Source organism: Bradyrhizobium barranii subsp. apii (genome assembly GCF_011516635.5).
Taxonomy (GTDB): Bacteria; Pseudomonadota; Alphaproteobacteria; order Rhizobiales; family Xanthobacteraceae; genus Bradyrhizobium; species Bradyrhizobium barranii.
In genome coordinates, this window is record NZ_CP096255.1 from 275630 (window position 1) to 293092 (window position 17463).

Annotated in this window: 11 protein-coding genes and 5 pseudogenes; 6 read left to right on the plus strand and 10 right to left on the minus strand. The window is 62.0% G+C overall.

Annotated features, from left to right (window positions below):
• Window positions 1–140: 140 nt before the first annotated feature.
• The 3 genes and pseudogenes from HAP41_RS01300 to HAP41_RS01310 all read left to right on the plus strand — a co-directional run.
• A complete protein-coding gene (locus tag HAP41_RS01300; RefSeq protein ID WP_224580545.1) occupies window positions 141–770 on the plus strand; it encodes a hypothetical protein in 630 nt (209 codons plus the stop codon).
• Window positions 728–1674, plus strand: a protein-coding gene (locus tag HAP41_RS01305) for an IS630 family transposase (protein WP_166055883.1) whose coding sequence is annotated in 2 segments (ribosomal slippage) — window positions 728–1067 and window positions 1067–1674 — 948 coding nt in all. Because the reading frame shifts where the segments join, the coding sequence is not laid out codon by codon here. Before HAP41_RS01300 ends, HAP41_RS01305 begins: the two co-directional genes overlap by 43 nt.
• A 12-nt stretch (window positions 1675–1686) precedes the next feature.
• Window positions 1687–3006: pseudogene (locus HAP41_RS01310) on the plus strand (4Fe-4S binding protein); the annotation flags it as partial.
• A gap of 105 nt (window positions 3007–3111) precedes the next feature.
• On the opposite strand, the gene istB reads toward HAP41_RS01310, so the two are convergent.
• A complete protein-coding gene (istB, locus tag HAP41_RS01315; RefSeq protein WP_166063422.1) occupies window positions 3112–3873 on the minus strand; it encodes an IS21-like element helper ATPase IstB in 762 nt (253 codons plus the stop codon).
• Between the two features lie 16 nt (window positions 3874–3889).
• Entirely contained in the window at window positions 3890–5431 is a 1542-nt protein-coding gene (gene istA / locus HAP41_RS01320; RefSeq protein WP_166063394.1) for an IS21 family transposase, read from the minus strand.
• 168 nt (window positions 5432–5599) lie between these two features.
• On the opposite strand from istA, the gene HAP41_RS49935 reads away from it, so the two are divergent.
• Window positions 5600–5731, plus strand: a complete 132-nt coding sequence (locus HAP41_RS49935; protein ID WP_256478548.1) for a hypothetical protein — start codon at window positions 5600–5602, stop codon at window positions 5729–5731.
• A 7-nt stretch (window positions 5732–5738) separates the two neighbouring features.
• Here the strand turns inward: HAP41_RS49935 and HAP41_RS01325 are convergent, their stop codons facing one another.
• From HAP41_RS01325 to HAP41_RS01340, 4 genes and pseudogenes are all read right to left on the minus strand, one after another.
• Window positions 5739–7085: an IS5 family transposase gene (locus HAP41_RS01325; RefSeq protein ID WP_166053956.1), complete on the minus strand. Its 1347-nt coding sequence runs from the start codon at window positions 7083–7085 to the stop codon at window positions 5739–5741.
• Window positions 7086–7492: 407 nt separating this feature from the next.
• Window positions 7493–8719 carry an IS91 family transposase gene (locus HAP41_RS01330; protein WP_166061603.1) on the minus strand — a complete coding sequence of 409 codons (1227 nt, stop codon included), beginning with the start codon at window positions 8717–8719 and terminating at the stop codon, window positions 7493–7495.
• Between the two features lie 20 nt (window positions 8720–8739).
• Entirely contained in the window at window positions 8740–9600 is an 861-nt protein-coding gene (locus tag HAP41_RS01335; protein WP_029085027.1) for a tyrosine-type recombinase/integrase, read from the minus strand.
• Between the two features lie 223 nt (window positions 9601–9823).
• Window positions 9824–10659, minus strand: a pseudogene (locus tag HAP41_RS01340) (IS5 family transposase).
• Window positions 10660–10724: 65 nt separating this feature from the next.
• Between HAP41_RS01340 and HAP41_RS01345 the strand changes: the two are divergent.
• Window positions 10725–11853: pseudogene (locus tag HAP41_RS01345) on the plus strand (IS630 family transposase).
• A gap of 101 nt (window positions 11854–11954) precedes the next feature.
• Here HAP41_RS01345 and HAP41_RS01350 read toward each other — a convergent pair.
• Window positions 11955–12839: a type III secretion protein gene (locus tag HAP41_RS01350; protein WP_166063337.1), complete on the minus strand. Its 885-nt coding sequence runs from the start codon at window positions 12837–12839 to the stop codon at window positions 11955–11957.
• A gap of 914 nt (window positions 12840–13753) precedes the next feature.
• Here HAP41_RS01350 and HAP41_RS01355 point away from each other — a divergent pair.
• Window positions 13754–14014, plus strand: a pseudogene (locus HAP41_RS01355) (transposase); the annotation flags it as partial.
• Window positions 14015–14050: 36 nt separating this feature from the next.
• On the opposite strand, the pseudogene HAP41_RS01360 reads toward HAP41_RS01355, so the two are convergent.
• The 3 genes and pseudogenes from HAP41_RS01360 to iolD form a co-directional block, all read right to left on the minus strand.
• Window positions 14051–14407: pseudogene (locus HAP41_RS01360) on the minus strand (transposase); the annotation flags it as partial.
• Between the two features lie 107 nt (window positions 14408–14514).
• Window positions 14515–15432, minus strand: a complete 918-nt coding sequence (gene iolE, locus HAP41_RS01365; protein WP_166063326.1) for a myo-inosose-2 dehydratase — start codon at window positions 15430–15432, stop codon at window positions 14515–14517.
• Between the two features lie 180 nt (window positions 15433–15612).
• A complete protein-coding gene (iolD, locus tag HAP41_RS01370) occupies window positions 15613–17463 on the minus strand; it encodes a 3D-(3,5/4)-trihydroxycyclohexane-1,2-dione acylhydrolase (decyclizing) (RefSeq protein WP_166063278.1) in 1851 nt (616 codons plus the stop codon).

Below are 17463 nucleotides of genomic sequence, written 5' to 3' on the forward strand. Positions count from 1 at the left end.
GTCTTTTCCGATACGCGGAGTATATACTTCGGGGGTGAACGGGCCAGTAGGTGGCCGCTCTATTTTGGGAGCCGCGAGATATTGTGACCGTCATATCTGACACCGGCAGGCGCCTCCTGATCTGCTCGTGCGAAGGGACGATGCCGCTCGATGCAGACGCAATTCGCCGCGGCTGCCGCGGTGAAGTGACGGCAGCGACGCAGCTCTGCGGCGCCGAACTCGGCCGATTCAAGGCTGTCGCCGCCGAAGATGGTCCGCTCACGGTGGCCTGCACGCAGCAGGCAGCGTTGTTTTCGCAGGTTGCTTCCGAAAATAATCGTGCGAATTCGATACAGTTTGCCAACATCCGCGAGACCGCCGGATGGTCCGGCGATGCCGACCGCGCGGGACCGAAGATGGCCGCGCTGCTGGCCGCCGCGGCCGAAGTCGCTGCACCCGCGCCGATGGTCCAGCTGGAAAGCAGCGGGGTCATCCTGATCTACGGCCGCGACGAGGCCGCGATCGAGGCTGGCGACTTGCTGAAGGAGCATCTCGACGTCACCGTGCTGATTGCGCCGCCAGCCGCGATCGCACCGCCACGTAACGCCGACTATCCGATTGCCAAGGGCCGGATAACGAGCGTCAAGGGACACCTAGAGCATTTTCCGACCGGAAAGAATCGGGTGGGGATTCCCAAAACGGCGCGAGTCAGATTCAAGCTGCATGCTGGCGAGGGAGGCCAGCATGTATGGCCAGGGCGCTTTCGGTTGATCTTCGCCAAAGGGTGGTAGCCGCGATTGACGGTGGCATGTCCTGTCGACAGGCTGCTGAGCGCTTTGGTGTCAGCGCGGCCAGTGCGATCCGCTGGCGCGCTCGCCTCAAGAAAGTTGGCGACATCGTTCCTAAACGCCAGGGCGGTGACCGCAAATCGCAGCGCATCGAAGCGCATTCGCAATTGATTCTGGAGGCGGTGACAGCGAGGCCGGATATCACGCTTGCCGAGTTGCGAGAACTGTTGAAACGTCATGGAATATCGACTGGCATCGCGTCGCTCTGGCGTTTTTTCCAGCGCAGAAAGATCACACTTAAAAAAAGACAGCGCACGCCGCCGAGCAACGGCGCGGCGATATAAATGCCGCACGTGAGGAGTGGTTCGAAGGGCAAATCGACCTTGACCCTGAGCGTCTCGTCTTCATCGACGAAACCAGCGCCAACACCAAAATGGCGCGGCGTTACGGGCGCTCGCCACGCGGCGAGCGATGTCGTGCAGCTATCCCACACGGACATTGGAAGACGACGACGTTCACCGCTGGATTGCGCTCCGACGGTCTGATCGCGCCGCTTGTTCTGGACGGTCCAATGGATGGCGACGCTTTCCTGGCCTACGTCGAGCAATTGCTCGCCCCATCGCTGCGGCCGGGCGATACCGTTATCATGGACAACTTGCCCGCTCACAAGGTCCATGGCGTTCGAGAGGCCATCCAGGCGGTCGGAGCTAGCCTGCTCTATCTTCCGCCCTACAGTCCAGACTTCAACCCGATTGAAATGGCCTTCTCCAAACTGAAAGCGCTGTTGCGGGCCGCCGCAGCCCGCACCATGCCCGATCTCTGGCAAGCAATCGCCAACGCTCTCAAACGCTTCTCACCCGAGGAATGTCAAAATTATCTCGTCGCGGCTGGTTACGACGCAACGTGATCGGAAAACGCTCTAGGCGCGTTCGATGTCGTGGTCGACGATTTCGCCGAAGCCGCACCGTCCTCGCGTCGCGCCCTGACGTTTGGCGCGTCGCGCAACAACGCCCGTTCGAGCTGCGACATCGTCCTCGACTTGACCGGCGGGCCGGCGCTGGTTCCTGCCGACTTGCGCGACGGCTATCTGCGTGCGGATCCCGGCAGTCCCGCAGCAATCCTCCAGGCCGTGCTGAAAGCGCGCGACCTCGTCGGGACCTTCGAGAAGCCACGCTACATCACCTTCGACGCCGGGCTTTGCGCACATTCGCGCTCGAAGCGGACCGGCTGCACCCGCTGTCTCGATTCCTGCCCGGCCGGCGCGATCACAGCTGCCGGCAACCATGTGGCGATCGACGCCAACATTTGCGCGGGCTGCGGCCAATGCGCGACGGCCTGTCCCACCGGCGCCGCGTCCTATGCGCTGCCGGCAGAGGACGCGCTGGTCAGAAAGCTGCGTGCCATGCTGCTCGCATACCGTCAGGCGGGCGGCGAGCGGGCCGTTGTCCTCGTCCATGACGAAGGCCACGGCGCGCCGCTGATCGACGCGCTGTCGCGGTTCGGCGACGGCTTGCCCGCAAACGTGCTGCCGTTTGCGGTCAACGAGGTCACGCAAATCGGATTGGAGAGCATCATCGCGGCTTTTGCCTATGGCGTGTCGGCGGTGCGTTTCCTGCTGCGGGCCAAGCCGCGCCACGACGTCTCCGGATTGACGCGGACGGTTGCGCTCGCCGATCCGATCCTTGCCGGACTCGGCTTCGGCCCGGCCCGGCTTTCCGTCATAGCGACCGACGATCCGGACCGTCTGATCGAAGCGCTCCGCACCGCGCCGGCCGACGCGCCCGCTCCGCGCCCTGCGAGCTTCCGCGCCGTGGGCGGCAAGCGCGACGTGTTGCGCTTTGCGCTGGCCGAACTGCACCGCGCGGCGCCTGCACCGGTCGATGTCATTCCGTTGCCCGAGGGCGCGCCGTTCGGGGCGGTCGAGATCGATGCTGCCGGCTGCACACTTTGCCTGTCCTGCGTGTCGGTCTGTCCGACGAGTGCCCTGCGCGACGACCCCGAGCGCCCGGCGTTGCGGTTCGTCGAAGATTCCTGCGTCCAGTGCGGCCTGTGCCGGACGACGTGCCCGGAGAACGTCATCACGCTGGTTCCGCAGATTGACTTCCGGGCCAGCCGCGCGCCAACCCGGGTTCTCAAGGAAGAGGAGCCGTTTTGCTGTATCCGCTGCGGCAAGCCATTCGGCGTCAAGAGCAGCATCGAGCGCGTGGTGGCGAAGCTCGAAGGCCAGCACTGGATGTATTCGGGCTGCATATTTCAGTGATCGTGAGCAGCGATTTCGCGCGATCATGAGCGCCGAATTCAGACGATCGTGAGCAGCCTCGCTCCGGCCGAGGCGGTGATAGGGTCAGCGTTCTGGCTGCTCGTCAAGGGTGATGGTTTTGGCGTTGCGTTTTCGCATGCTTTCGCCAGCAAGCTGGAGGCGGTGAGCGTTGTGGACGAGGCGATCCAGAATCGCGTCGCCTAGCGTGGGATCTCCGATAACTTCGTGCCATGTGTCCACAGGGAGTTGGCTGGTTACGATGGTGGAGGAGCGGCCATGGCGATCGTCAAGGATTTCCAGTAGATCGCGCCGCTCGGCAGCGGTGAGCACCGACAATCCCCAATCATCCAAAATCAGAACCTGGGCGCGGCCAAGGGTTTTGAGCAAGCGGGCATAACGTCCATCGCCCCGCGCGAGCCCCAACGCTTCGAACAATCTTGGGACGCGGTGATAGAGGACCGAGCGATTATCTCGGCAGGCCTTGTGGCCGAGGGCACAGGCTAACCAACTTTTGCCCAATCCGGTCGCCCCGGTTATGAGCAAATTCTCGTGGCGATCGATCCAGTCGCCGCTGGCGAGCTTGGCGAAGACGGCCCGGTCGATACCCCGCGGCGTGCGCAAATCGACGTCCTCCACGCAGGCATTCTGGCGGAGCGAGGCCAGCTTGAGGCGCGTGGTGAGCCGCCTGGTGTCGCGTTCCGCCGCTTCCCGGTCGACCAGCAGGCCGATGCGATCTTCGAACGGCAAGGCTTCGAGATCAGGCGATCGTCGCTGCTCCTCGAAGGCCTTGGCCATGCCGCTCAAGCCGAGCTCGATCAGGCGTTCGTGGGTGGGATGGTTGAGCATACAGGTCTCCTTGGCTTCAGTGAAAATAATCGCGGCCGCGGATGTTGCCGTGGCGCAGGGGTTGGTGTTCGGAGGGCTCGTCGAGAAAGGTACGATCCAGACCGTTCTGGAGGATGGAGCGGATCGAGGCGACGGATCGCGCCTTGATCAGAATGCCGCGCCGGCAGGCCGCTTCGACGCGCTCCGCGCTGTAGCTTTTGACCAGTGACAGAATGCCGAGGCAGGTGCGAAAGCCTTGCTCGGGATGCGGCCGGGCCGCGATCACGGCCTGGAAGAAGGCGGCGGTCGACGGACCGATCCGCTCGCCGGCGACGATCACTCCGGCGGGCGTCCATTGACCGTAGCGCCGATGGGCGCTGGGCATATGGTCGGCGATGGTGGTGTGGCCCCGCCGGTTGGGCGCGCGGGCGTGGCTGGCGATCCTGCGGCCGTTGTGGAAGATCTCGACCGTTCTGTCATCGATGCGTGCGTCGACAAGCTCACGGATGAGCCGATACGGCGCGGAATACCAGTGTCCATCGATCTCGATATGATAGTCGGGGCCGATCCGGCATCGCTTCCAGCGTGCGAAAGCGTAAGCCTGGTCCGGCAGCTTTGTAAGCTTGGGCTTGTCGAGCTCGGCGAACAGTTCGGCGCGACTGGCGCCAAAGTCGCGCATCTGCCTTGCATTGAGTTCGACGACGAGTGTTTTGATGGCTGCGTTCAGCTCCGCCAACGAAAAGAAGCGTTGGTTGCGCAGCCGCGCCAGAATCCATCGCTGGGCGACTTGCACCGCAACTTCGACCTTTGCCTTATCTTTTGGGCGCCGCGGCCGGGCTGCGAGAATGGCCGTGCCGTAATGGCTCGCCATCTCGGCATAGGTTCGGTTGAGGCCGGGATCGTGGCGGTCGGGATTGGTGACGGCGGCCTTGAGATTGTCGCAGACTACGAATGTCGGCACGCCGCCGAGGAAGGCGAAAAGATTGATGTGGACCCGGATCCAGTCGGCGAGCCCCTCGCTTGGACAGGCCTCGGCATAGGTATAGTTGGAGGCGCCCATCGCCGCGACGAACAGCTTCATCGACTGCACTTCCCCGTTTGAGGGATCGATGACGTCGATGGTGTCGCCGGCGAAATCCACGAAAACCTTCTCGCCGCCCAGATGCGTCTGCCGCATCGAAGGCCGGGCTCGCCCCTTCCAGGCCTCGTACGTCGTGCAGAACCAGGTGTAGCCGAAGCCATCGGGATGGGTGGCGCGATACTCGTCCCACAGCAGCCGACGGGTCACGTTGCGTCGGCGCAGCTCCTTGTCGACATAGCCCCAGTCGGGAACGGCCCGCTGGGGGCTCTGCGACGCAGGCCTCGGCGCCGGGAAAAGCAGCAGCTCCAGGTCCTCGTCGCTCATTCCGGCCGGCAACGGCCACTTCAGCCCGGCAGCCCCGGCTCGGCGTAGATAGCTGTGCACGGCGCCGTTGCTGATGCCCAAGGTGCGCGCGATGGCTCGCTCCGGCAAGCCTTGAACATGTTTTAAGCGGAGAACCTCTTTGATCCGGCGCATCGACAATCTCTGGGTGGGCATCGGCCTTCCTCGTTCACTGACGAGGCAGTTCCTAAGCCGGTTGAGTTGTCGGCCGAAGCGGGCTGAGTTGCTGAAAAGCTGCTCACGATCCCGCGAAATCCGTGCTCACGATCGTCTGAAATCTCTGCTCACGATCCCCTGAAATCCGTGCTCACGATCCCGCGAAACATGCATTCGGGCTCGGCGCAGCGGCTCGACGCAATCAAGATGTGCGGCGACTGCCGCGTCGGCTTCGTGGCCGAGCAAGGTTTTGAATCTTATGGCGCGCAGAGCCCGACCGTCCGCACCACGGACGATTAGTCGTCCGTTAAGAATCCGAATTGAGCGGGATGGGACATGTGAACGTGCGCCATATCCGGATCAGGAACAGGTCCAAGAAATCTCTCAGCCAGGCGAGGATGCGGCGGAAGTTGTGGCCTACGGCGGAGAGGACGACGTTGGCGGCGTCTCCTGCGCGGCCTTTGAGGTAGCAGCGCCCGAGGTGACCTTCGGCCTTCAGGTGTCCGATGATGGGCTCGATGGCGGATCGGCGGCGCAACTCGCGCTTGATGATCCCGAAGACGCCGCGCTTCTGGCCGGAGATGAAGACGCGACGTGGATTTTGAGCGTCGTGGCCGCGATACCCCTTGTCGACATAGGCCCGCTCGATCGGACAGCCGGTGAGTGCCTCGGTGCGGTCGATGACGTCGCGCAGGGTGTGACCGTCATACGGATTATCGGGCAGCGCCCTGACGTGTAGCACGAACAGACCGCCGGGAGCTCGGCGGTTGTTGGTGACGATGGAAGCCTTGACGCCGAACTCGTACGGCGCGGAGGCCTTGCCCTTGCCGATGCACTCCACCTCCGGGGCATGGAAAGAATAAAGCTTCCAGCCGCGTTGGCGCTGCTGCTGCGAGCGGATCTGGCTGGCCCGGCCAAGCGGAAGGGCGAACGCCTCCTCCAGGGCTGGCTGGCCGTCGATCTTGCGGCGGATATCGCGGATGATCCGGCCGAGCCTTGAGCGCAGGATACGCAACTGCCGCTGATGCCGCCTGAATTGTTTGGCATGGGCGTAGCGGCCCGCCATCATCGCGGCGGCCTTGGCGATCCGAGAATAGGACTGCCGCAGCCTGACGCCGTGCCTTCTCGCCAGGCGATTGAGCCCCTTGATGGCCGCATGCAGCAGCTTGGCGTCGGTCGGAAAGGTGATGGCCTTTGGCTGCACCGTGGTATCGACCGTGACCCGCTTGAGGTCCTGGCCGCGTAACGCGCCGGCCTCGTGCGCCACCCGCAGGCTCTCGGCCAGCAGCAGTTCCAGCTTGTCGCCGAGCCGCTTGCGCCAATGGCTCAGGTCCGATCGCTCGTGCGGGAAGGCGTGCTGGAAGAACTCTTCGCCGGTGAAGTACTGGAAATACGGGTCGTGGACCCAGCGCTCGCAAATCCCCTCATCGGACAGCCCGTAAATCTGCTTGAGCAACAGCAGCCCGATCATGAAGCGGGTCTCGATCCCCGGCCGGCCGTTCTCGCTGTAGAGCGGCGCGATCTCGCCGTCGATCCAGTCCCAATCGATCTTGCCGGCCAACAGAACCAGCTCGTGCTTCAGATTGATGATCTGGTCCAGCCGCGCCCGGAACAGGTCGTTCGATCCCGTCGTCTTGTGCTTCTTCGGTCGCATCGTCCCCTCCGATGCAACACAGAATCATGGTCCGCTGCGAAAGGGAATCTGGAGGGTTCTGTGAGGTCGCGCTCACGCGAGGGCGCGGCAGGCGCTTATGACGCGACCTCATTGAAGCCGGATTGAACGAAGGCGCGGGAGGCTATTCGCGGTTTTGCAGCTATGGGGATTGTTCGAGATCGCCATGCCCGATCTGCTGGCTCGGCGCGTGAGGCAGAGACACAGGAGTGCGCATCCTGGAAGAGTTGAGATCAGACGCGCTTCGCCTGAGATCGCGATAGGCCTTTTGCTGCATCGGACGGTTGTTGTCGCGCAGTGTGACAGCACGGATTCGACATCGTCCGCGATGATCGAGACGCTGGGAGCGAAATGACGAATGATGATCGTCGTGCACGACATGACTTGGCTCACGATGTGTCGCATCGGAACGGTGATGTTCGAGGGCTGGGGCGTCTGAAGCTATGTCGAAAGCGCTCAATGATGCGCATGACGCCACCACAATCGGGACAGGCAGGAACCTCGGCCCAGGTTTGAGCCTCCGAATCCACAGGCGACGGCTGGCCATCGTTTGGGGCTGTTCGCTCATGATCGAGAAGTTCGCGGCAAAGGGCGAGCTTGGCAGCGCGATGGCGGTTGGCCATGAAGCCGAAGTGGCGGATGCGGTGGAAGCCGTCAGGCGGCGTATGAAGCAGGAAACGGCGAATGAACTCATCGGGCTTGAGATTCATGATCTTTGTCGCGCTGTTTTGGCGATAGTCCTTCCATGAGAAGGCGACATGATCGTCGTCGAGTGCGACGAGCCGGCTGTTGGCGATCGCGACGCGATGGGTGTAGCGGCCGAGATAGGCCAGGACCTGTGCGGGTCCGCCGAAGGGCCGCTTGGCGTAAGCAACCCAGTTGATGCGTCGCATGGCGTCGAGGTGGGCCGCAAAGGCAGCCGGCTCGGCCAGAGCTCCGAGATCGCCGAAGAAACGCAAGGCACCGGAGTTGAAGGCTGCCGACAGACGTTTGAGAAAAAGTGTGCGAAATAGTCTGGACAACGGTTTGACGGCCAGGAAGAAGTTCGGTCGGCAAGCGGTCCAGCGCGCGCCATCGGGCGAGAGGCCGCCACCCGGAACGACGCAATGGACGTGGGGATGATGCATCAGCGTCTGTCCCCAGGTGTGGAGGACGGCGACGCCGCCGATCGCACCGCCGAGCCGGCGTGGATTGGCGGCGAGCGTCGTCATCGCCTCGGCGGCAGCCTTGAACAGGATGGCATAGACGACGGCCTTGTTCTGGAAAGCGATCGCGGCGATCGGTGCGGGAAGTGTAAAGACGACGTGGAAATAGGGAACCGGAAGCAGGTCGGCTTGACGCGCGGCGAGCCACGCGGCTCGGGCTCTCCCCTGACACTTCGGACAGTGCCGATTGCGGCAGGAATTATAGGCAACGCGTGTCGTGCCGCAGTCGTCGCAAGCCTGCATGTGGCCGCCGAGCGCCTCGGTCCGGCACGCAACGATCGCGCTCATCACGCGCCGCTCGACCCGCCCCAGATGACCGGCATGTACACGGCGATAGGCGTCGCCATGCCGGCGCAGAATATCGGCAATCTCGATGGCGGGCCTGTTGGAGCGGATGTCGGAGCGGGTCATGACCCGCATCCCGCTGCGGGTCATCCAGGTGGCGTCACCTCCAGCGACAGGCGATCGAGCGGGCTCTGCGTCGCTCGGATCGTATCGGTGGCGACCTGCGTGTAGCGCGCTGTCGACGACAAATTATTGTGCCCGAGCAAGACCTGGATGATCCGGATATCGGTTCCGTTCTCGAGAAGATGTGTCGCGAAGCTGTGGCGCAGCGTGTGCAGCGTGACGCGCTTGGTCAGGCCCGCAGCCTTCACCGCCGACCGGCAGGCGGCATGCAGCACGGTCTGATCGATCGGATGATCTTCGTCACGACCAGGGAACAGATAAAGCCGCGGCCGGGCGAGCCGCCAGTAGGTGCGCAGGATGCCCAGCAGCTGGGGCGACAGCATCACGTTGCGATCCTTCGCGCCCTTGCCGTGGCGCACCTGGATGACGCCGCGGGCGCTGTCGATGTCTTCGATCCGCAGTCCCGCAACCTCCGAGGCCCTGAGCCCGGCCGCATAGGCGGTGGTGAGCGCGGCGCGGCTCTTCAGGCTCGATACCGCTTCAAGAAACTGAACCACTTCGTCGGCGCTGAGAACGACCGGCAGCTTGCGCGGTTCTCGCGCATAGGGAATGCGCTCTGGGATGAGCGCCTCGCCGAGCGTGACGCCGTAGAAAAACCGTAGCGCACAGACGATCTGGTTCAGCGCCGGCCATGAGATGCCGGTCGAGACCAAATGCACCTGGAAGGCGCGGACGTCTTCCAGCTCTAACCGGTCAGGCGATCGGCCAAAATAGCGGCTGAACTTCGAAACCGCGCTGATGTAGGATCTTTGCGTCGCCGGCGACAGATTGCGGACGGTCATGTCTTCGATCATGCGGCGGCGAAGAGGGCTCAAATCGGCCATCTCGATACTCCTGTCTGAGGGGGTGGGCTCCAACACCCACATCCTCTCAGCCAGGAGGCGATCTATGCCACCTTGCCCCCTACGCCGCGGCAGCGGCTTCGTTCAATCCACAATCGAATTTGCAGGCTTTGGCGGTCTTTACCTCCCAATCCCTGCAATCTCAAACCGTCTCAAATCCGAAAAACAGACTCTCGCTCAATCGCTTAGAGTCTGTCCGGAAAGATTACCTTGGATTGCATAGCTTTCGCAGCATGAGTCGGATGGAGGCCAGCTTGAGAAAGGCGAGCGCCCTGTGATTGAAGCATTCCCAATCTTTGGACAGTCTTCGGCATCGCCCGAGCCAGGCAAAGGTACGCTCGACGATCCAGCGTTTGGGCAAGACGACGAAACGGTGAGCCTGATCGGAGCGTTTGACGATTTCGAGGTTCACGCGCTTCAGAGCGCTACGCAGCCCCTTCTGGAAATGTGGCCCTTGATATCCGCCGTCGGCGTAGAGCTTCAGAAGAAAGGGATAGAGGCCGAACAACGTTGCCATCAGGAGCACGCCGCCGTCGCGATCCTGGATGTCCGCCGCATGCACGATGGCGTGCATCAAGAGGCCTTGCGTGTCGACGAGAATGTGCCGCTTCTTGCCCTTGATCTTCTTGCCCGCGTCGTAGCCATGGAGATCATGAGGCCCCCTTTTTCAGCGCTTTTCACGCTCTGGCTATCGATGATGGCGGCGGTGGGAGAAGCCTCGCGCTCGGCCCTTTCGCGACATTCGACATAGAGGGCGTGATGAATTTTATCGAGCGTGCCGTTCCAGCTCCACAGATCGAAGTAGCCATACAGCGTCGAGCGCGGCGGCAGGTCCTTGGGGATCGCGCGCCACTGGCAACCTGTGCTCAGGATGTACATCAGCCCGTTGGCAATCTCGCGCAGGTCCACCGTACGCTTGTTGCCGCCGCGCTTGGCCGGCGGGATGCGAGGCGCGATCAGCGCCCACTCCTCGTCGGTCAAGTCGCTCGGATAGCGCAGGCGGCTGCGGTCGTAGCGTGCACGGTTCTCGGTAGTCCACATTGGCGGCGCGTCCCCATCGAATCAGGCCGCTCACCTTGAATCACAACCGATTCATTCGACTCAACATGTTTTGGAACAGACACTTAGAGCCTTGTTCACGGACGACCAGCCAAATCGAGCGCACCGAACTGAGGGCGCTGCTCAGCGGCGGCAAGCATGCGTCCCGGAAGCTCAAGCGCGCGCAGATTTTGCTGGCTGCCGATGCTGGGACCAGCGACGAGGAGATCGCAAGGAGCGTCGTCGTGAGCGGCTCGACCGTGTACCGGACCAAGCGACGCTTCGTGGAAGGCAATCTGGAGCGGGCGCTGAGCGAAGAGCCGCGTCCCGGGGCGGAATGCAAACTCACGGCAAGGAAGAAGCCTTGCTGGTGGCGACAGCCTGCGCCAGTCCCCCAAAGGGCCGTGCCCGCTGGACGCTAAAGCTGCTGGCGGCTGCGATGGTCAAGCTCACCGAACACAAGAGCCTGTCGCACGAGACGGTTCGGCGGCGCCTGGCCGAGAATGGCCTCAAGCCCTGGCGCAAAGACATGTGGTGCATTCCGCAGGTCGGCGGCGAATACGTCGCCCGCATGGAGGATGTGCTCGACCTCTATGCCGAGGTGCCCGACTCCAGACGGCCAGTGGTGTGCTTCGACGAAAGCCCGGTGCAACTCATCGGCGAGGTGCGTCAGCCCATTCCGGCCAAGCCCGGCCACCTCGAACGTTACGATTATGAGTATCGTCGCAATGGCACGGTCAATCTCTTCGTTCTCTTCGACGTGCCTCGCCCCTGGCGCAAGGTCAAGGTCACCGAGCGGCACGAGATTACGCCCAATGCATGCGTAATCTCGTCGACATCCATTATCCCGACGCCGAGATCATCCGGGTCGTCCAGGACAATTTATCGACCCACTCCGCCGGCGCCCTCTATCAGTCGTTCCCGCCCGCCGAAGCCAGGCGGATTTTGCGACGGCTCGAGTTCCACTACACCCCAAAGCACGCAAGTTGGCTCAACATGGTCGAGATCGAAATCGGCGTCCTGCGAGGCCAGTGCCTGGATCGCAGGATTGACGACCCCAAGCGACTGCGCCGCGAAATCACCGCCTGGGAACGACAACGAAATGCCGCCCGCTCCCGCATCAAATGGATGTTCACAACAGACAAGGCTCGCGCCAAAATGGCAGGCGCCTATCCCGCCACTTCCAAAGAGTCATAATCACTGTGACGAGGTACTAGACGCAGATCTCACGCGGGCCCACGCCAAGCGCAGCGCGTGCCGCAACACGCAGTGCCCATCGAGACGACACGGAGTCGTCGTCAATATTCCGGCGGCACCACCGGCGGACGATCCTGATGGTCTAGGAGCCCAACCTGTTCCAGCACCGAGTGAATAAAATGCGGGGCGCCCGCCTCATGGGGAGACAGCCCATAGAATTCCTGCGCCGCCATCGAGACAAACTGCTCCTGCTGTTCCCGCGGAATCTGCTCTAGGGCTTCCCTCGCTTTTGCGGCGAACTCGGCCGACACTACCTGAGTTTCCAAAAAGCGATCATATTGGGTGGGATTTCGGCGCAAATGCTCCAGCCAATTCGCTGTGTGTTCGTCTTCGTCCGGGTGGACGAGAGGTATCAGTTGTTCGACGCGATCTTTCAACCACAGGGCGCCGTCCTTGTCGGTACTCAGGTCCTCTCTCTCCACATGGACGTGCGCCCACGCGCTGTCTTTCAGCCGCACCGCCGGGCCGTTCGACCAGCCGTCCTGCACGATGGTCGTCTCTCCATCGCGTTCGTTGCCGCGGCGTAGCTCGTTCCATGCGTGTCCAGTTCGCGTGGGCGAGATGGTGTGATCGGCGTTCAGTTCCATAATTTCCACCTCGCCGCCTGCATTCACGACCGATTCACCATCGCGCAAATGCGGCGCGTGCGAGACTGCAGCGAGGCGCGCGAATTGATCGCAAAAGCCTGCGCCCAGCGCGCCCGCCAATGCCATCTGGTTGTTGCGATCGAGTCCGCGGTAGGCCAGACGTGAGGCCACGACGTTGTGCCCGTGGGACGGCTCGCCATCCGCATGAACGTTGCCGCGTCCGTGCCTGAGCAGCAGGCGAACGTCGTGCACTGTCTGACCGGCCGCGGTGATCCGAGCGGGGCTTCTGACCGGATCGCCAGTCATCATGGCCGCAATGAGGTAGGCGAGTTGCTGCATCTCATGTCGCTGTAGTGCCACACCGCGTCGTTGTTGCAACGTGTTCGGCGACGTTCCCAGAGCGACTCGGGGAGCCATCGCGGCCGGTCCCGATGCCGTCGAAATTAGCGCGGACCATTGGCGATCGCTGGCGCTGCGGGCCGTTGAGTGCGATGCGCCGTCGGCGCTCGAACTATCATAAGGCGAGCCCACTACTGAAGGCTTTGAACAACAAATTCCCACAAGCAATCTCCTTTATGCTGATGAAATTTCACTGCACCAATGCTCCTACAGAGGAGCTCAGGCGGCACCGTTAAGCCAACGGATTGGAGCGGCTGGGATATCCCCTTCGCGCCCGGCACGCGGAAAACGGAACATGATAGCCTTCATGCACATTCCCGTTAGTCTATCTAGACTCTCATTCCGCCGGTCCTCCGCGGAAATTGAGCGCCCGCGCCACGTACCAAGAAAGATCATCGTCGGACGACTCTGACCCGACACATCCTTCGTCTTCGTCGCTACTTCGTTCAGCGGGATCCTCGCTCTCGGCTTGAAGATACAGCCGGGGCTTGTCTGCCCGCTGCCATTCACCCTGGTTGTTCATCGTCCACTTATCGGACCGTCGAGGGTCAAGCACGAACTGGTTCTACCCCACGTCAACAAAGCCCATCTGCTCCAGACGGGGCTTCGCCGCATCGTTGTGGGTTGGCTGGATGAACATGTGATTCTGCTATCCACGCGATTCGCTCTTATCGACTGATCTGCGCTGTAGTCAATATCGGTCTTCTTAGGACTTGCTAGCAGGGTAAGCGAGCAATCTGACAACAAGCTGACGCACAGAAGAGTGCAGAGCCGGCCCCGGAATTCTGCACAGGGCGATAAGTGGAGTTTCTGCCTGACAGCGGGCACGCTGTGCCTGCGAATCAGGAGCGACAATGAGCAGAAGAACACGCCGGAACCACACACCGGCCTTCAAGGCGAAGGTGGCGCTCGCCGCCGTGAAGGGCGATCGAACGCTGGCTCAGCTTGCCGAGCAGTTCGACGTCCACCCCAATCAGATCACGGCGTGGAAGGCTCAGCTTGAAAGCAAGGCCGCCGATGCGTTCGGTCCCGGCGGCGGCTCCGGAGCGGAACAAGCAGCCATCGATGTGAAGTCGCTGCACGCCAAGATCGGCGAACTGACGCTGGAGAACGATTCCTAAGAAACGGCAGCATCTACTTTTCGGCTCCAAGGGATGGAGAACAAAGCCGAATGGCTTGGCACGCCGATGCAAATTGTTGACCACTCGCGTCCGGTAACGCGTCTCGTAGGACGAGGCCTTGGGATCGACATAGTCCATTCCGTATCGCACAGCATTGTAGAACAGAACTGCGATCTTCCGGGCCGTGGCGGTCACGGCCTTGGCCCTGCCGATGCGCACTGAGAGCCGTCTATAAAAGGCGCCGAGCGCAGTGTCTGTACGCCCCACGGTCACGGCAGCAAGGCGCAGAAGTGCCGCCGCTCGGCCGCCGGATCGGCGCGTTCGGGACGAGAGCATTTTGCCGCCGGAGACCTTGTTGCTCGGCGCCAGTCCCAGCCAGGAGGTAAAAGGGATGTTCGCTGTTATCCATCACATCATCCCGGTACGTCGATGTGGGCAACTGAGCCATTCGTACACGAAAGCTGCCGGCAACGGAAAAGCATCCCAATTGCCAGTCAGCGCCAGGGAAAGGTCGGGGCTTCCACAACATAGCCCGCCTTGGTCGTCACCCGCATGAGTTCGGCATAGCCCATTTCGGCCATTCTGAGCGGCGGATTCTTCCTCGGATCCTGCTCGGCCTCAACAACGAACCAGCCCTCATAGCCATAGCCAGCGAGCTTCTGCACGATTGCGCCGAAATCCAGCGAGCCGTCGCCGGGAACAGTGAAGGCGCCCAGCGCGACGGCGTCGAGGAAAGATTGCGTCCTCCAATCGAGCGCTTTGATGACGGGGCCGCGGATATCCTTCACATGCACGTGGTTGATGCGCTTGAGGTGGTTGTCGATGACGCGCAGCACGTCGCCGCCCGCGAAGGCCAAGTGGCCAGCGTCGAACAGCAACGGGATGCCTTCTCCCGAACACTTCATAAAGGTATCAAGTTCGTGCTCGAACTGCACAACCGCGGCCATGTGATGATGGTAGGAGAGCGGCATGCCCTGCCCAGCGCACCATTCACCAAACTCGGTCATCCTCCTGGCATAGGCCTTCATGTCGGCGTCGCTCAGCACTGGCTTGGTCGCTAGAGGCCTTGAGCGATCGCTCTGGATCGAATGGCCAACTTCACCATAGACGATGCAGGGTGCGTTCACGGCCTTGAACAGATCAATCATTGGCTGGATGCGATGCTTGTTGGTCGCGATGTCTTCGTTGACGAGCGTGCCAGAGAACCAGCCGCCGCACAGCGCAACGTTAACCATCTTTAGAATCGACGACATGACCGTCGGATCGTCGGGGAAGCGGCGGCCCTTCTCGATGCCGGTGAAGCCGGCCGAGCGAGATTGGCGTAAACATTCTTCAAGCGAAACATCGTCGCTCAATTCGGGAAGATCGTCATTCCACCACGCGATGGGGGATATGCCCAGTTTGGCCTTCACGTGAGACTCCTATCAGCCTAGGAGAGCCCTGAGCCAATTCTCATCTCTGCGTCGCAGTTCGCTGGTTCTCGGCTTGCCGAAGGGCGGGACTGTCCGGCGGACCAGCGGCGATGCTCTGCAACCCGCGACACCGTCGAGCGATGGATGGATGGGAATTCGCGCAAAGGTGCATTGCCACTTCTAATTCCCGACGCGTTGTTGCTTCACTGCTTGCTCATAGGCCTTGCGCGCTTCCTGCACCTGCTCGCGCGAGCTGACTTCCGGAACCACGACATCCCACCAGTGTCCGCCAGCCTCGGTCGTGACGAGAGGATCCGTATCGATCACGATGACGGTGGTGCGGTCGTTCACTTTCGATTTCTCCAGAGCTGCTTCCAGCTCGGCGATCGATGCTACATGCTCCGAGAATGCGCCCATGCTCGCGGCATGTGCAGCAAAGTCAATCTTCGGCAGCGTATCGTGCTGGCTGTCCTTCAACAGATTATTAAAGTTAGCGCCGCCGGTTGCCATCTGGAGCCGGTTGATGCAGCTGAACCCGCCGTTGTCGAGTACGACGATGGTGAGCTTCAGGCCCAGCATGACGGAGGTGGCGATCTCAGAATTCAGCATCAGATACGAACCGTCGCCGACCGGGATTACGATCTGCTCGTTGGGCCGCGCCAGCTTGACGCCAAGGCCCGCCGCGATCTCATAACCCATGGTCGAGAAGCCATAATCGACGTGATAGGAGCCGGGACGGCCCGCCTTCCACAATTTGTGCAACTCGCCGGGGAGACTGCCTGCAGCCTGCACCAGCACGACGTACGATCCAAAAACGCGATCGAGTGCGCCAATGACCTGTGCGTCAGACGGAAACTGTGCATTCGTGCTGGCTCGCGCGGTGTCTGCTTCCACCTGCCAAGTGGTCTTGCCCTTCTCCGCCTTGCCGGTCCAGCGCACGGGTGCTTTGTAGCCCTTCAACGCGGCCAGAAGCTCGTCCAGTCCTCCGCGCGCATCCGTCACGAGTGGCAGCGCGCGATGCTTGTGGGCGTCGAACGGTTGTACGTTGAGGCCGACGATGGTTTTCCCGTCGTTCTTGAACAATGCCCACGACCCCGTGGTGAAATCCTGCAGGCGCGTACCGACCGCCAGGATCAGGTCGGCCTCCTCGGCAAGGCGGTTGGACGCCGATGTACCGGTGACGCCGATGGCGCCCATGTTCAAGGGATGGTCATCCGGCAACGACGACTTGCCGGCTTGGGTTTCGCAGACAGGAATTCCCGTTGCCTCGGCGAAGTTTGTCAGCGCGGCGGACGCCTCGGAATAGAGCACGCCCCCGCCGGCGATGATCAACGGCTTCTCCGCAGCCATCAGCGCCTCGGCTGCTACGGTGAGCTCGCCCAAATCGGCGCGCGGACGTCTTGGCATCCACATCCGCTCCTCGAAAAAGCTCTCGGGGTAGTCGTAGGCTTCCGCCTGCACGTCCTGGCACAATGCCAGCGTCACCGGCCCGCATTCGGCCGGGTCGGTCAACACCTGCATAGCCCGGTTCAACGCCGGAATGATCTGTTCAGGTCGAACGATACGGTCAAAATAGCGAGACACCGGCCTGAAGCAGTCGTTCACGGTCGCCGTGCCGTCGGTGAAATTCTCGGCTTGCTGCAAAACCGGGTCCGGGATGCGGTTAGCGAAGGCGTCGCCGGGCAACAGCAGGACAGGCAAGCGGTTGACGTATGCCATGCCTGCGGCGGTCAACAGATTGAGTGCGCCTGGTCCGATCGAGGTCGTCACCGCCATGAAACGGCGGCGGAAATTCGCCTTGCCGTAGGCGATCGCCGCATGCGCCATCGCTTGTTCATTGTGAGCACGGAAAGTCGGCTGTTTGTAACGCACGGCATAAAGTGCTTCGCCCAGACCGGCGACGTTGCCGTGACCGAAGATCGCCCAGACGCCGCCGAAGATCGGTACCACCCTGCCATCAATTTTGGTCCGCTGGCACGTCATGAAACGTATGAGGGCTTGTGCCATCGTCAAGCGGGTCGTCTTGGGCAT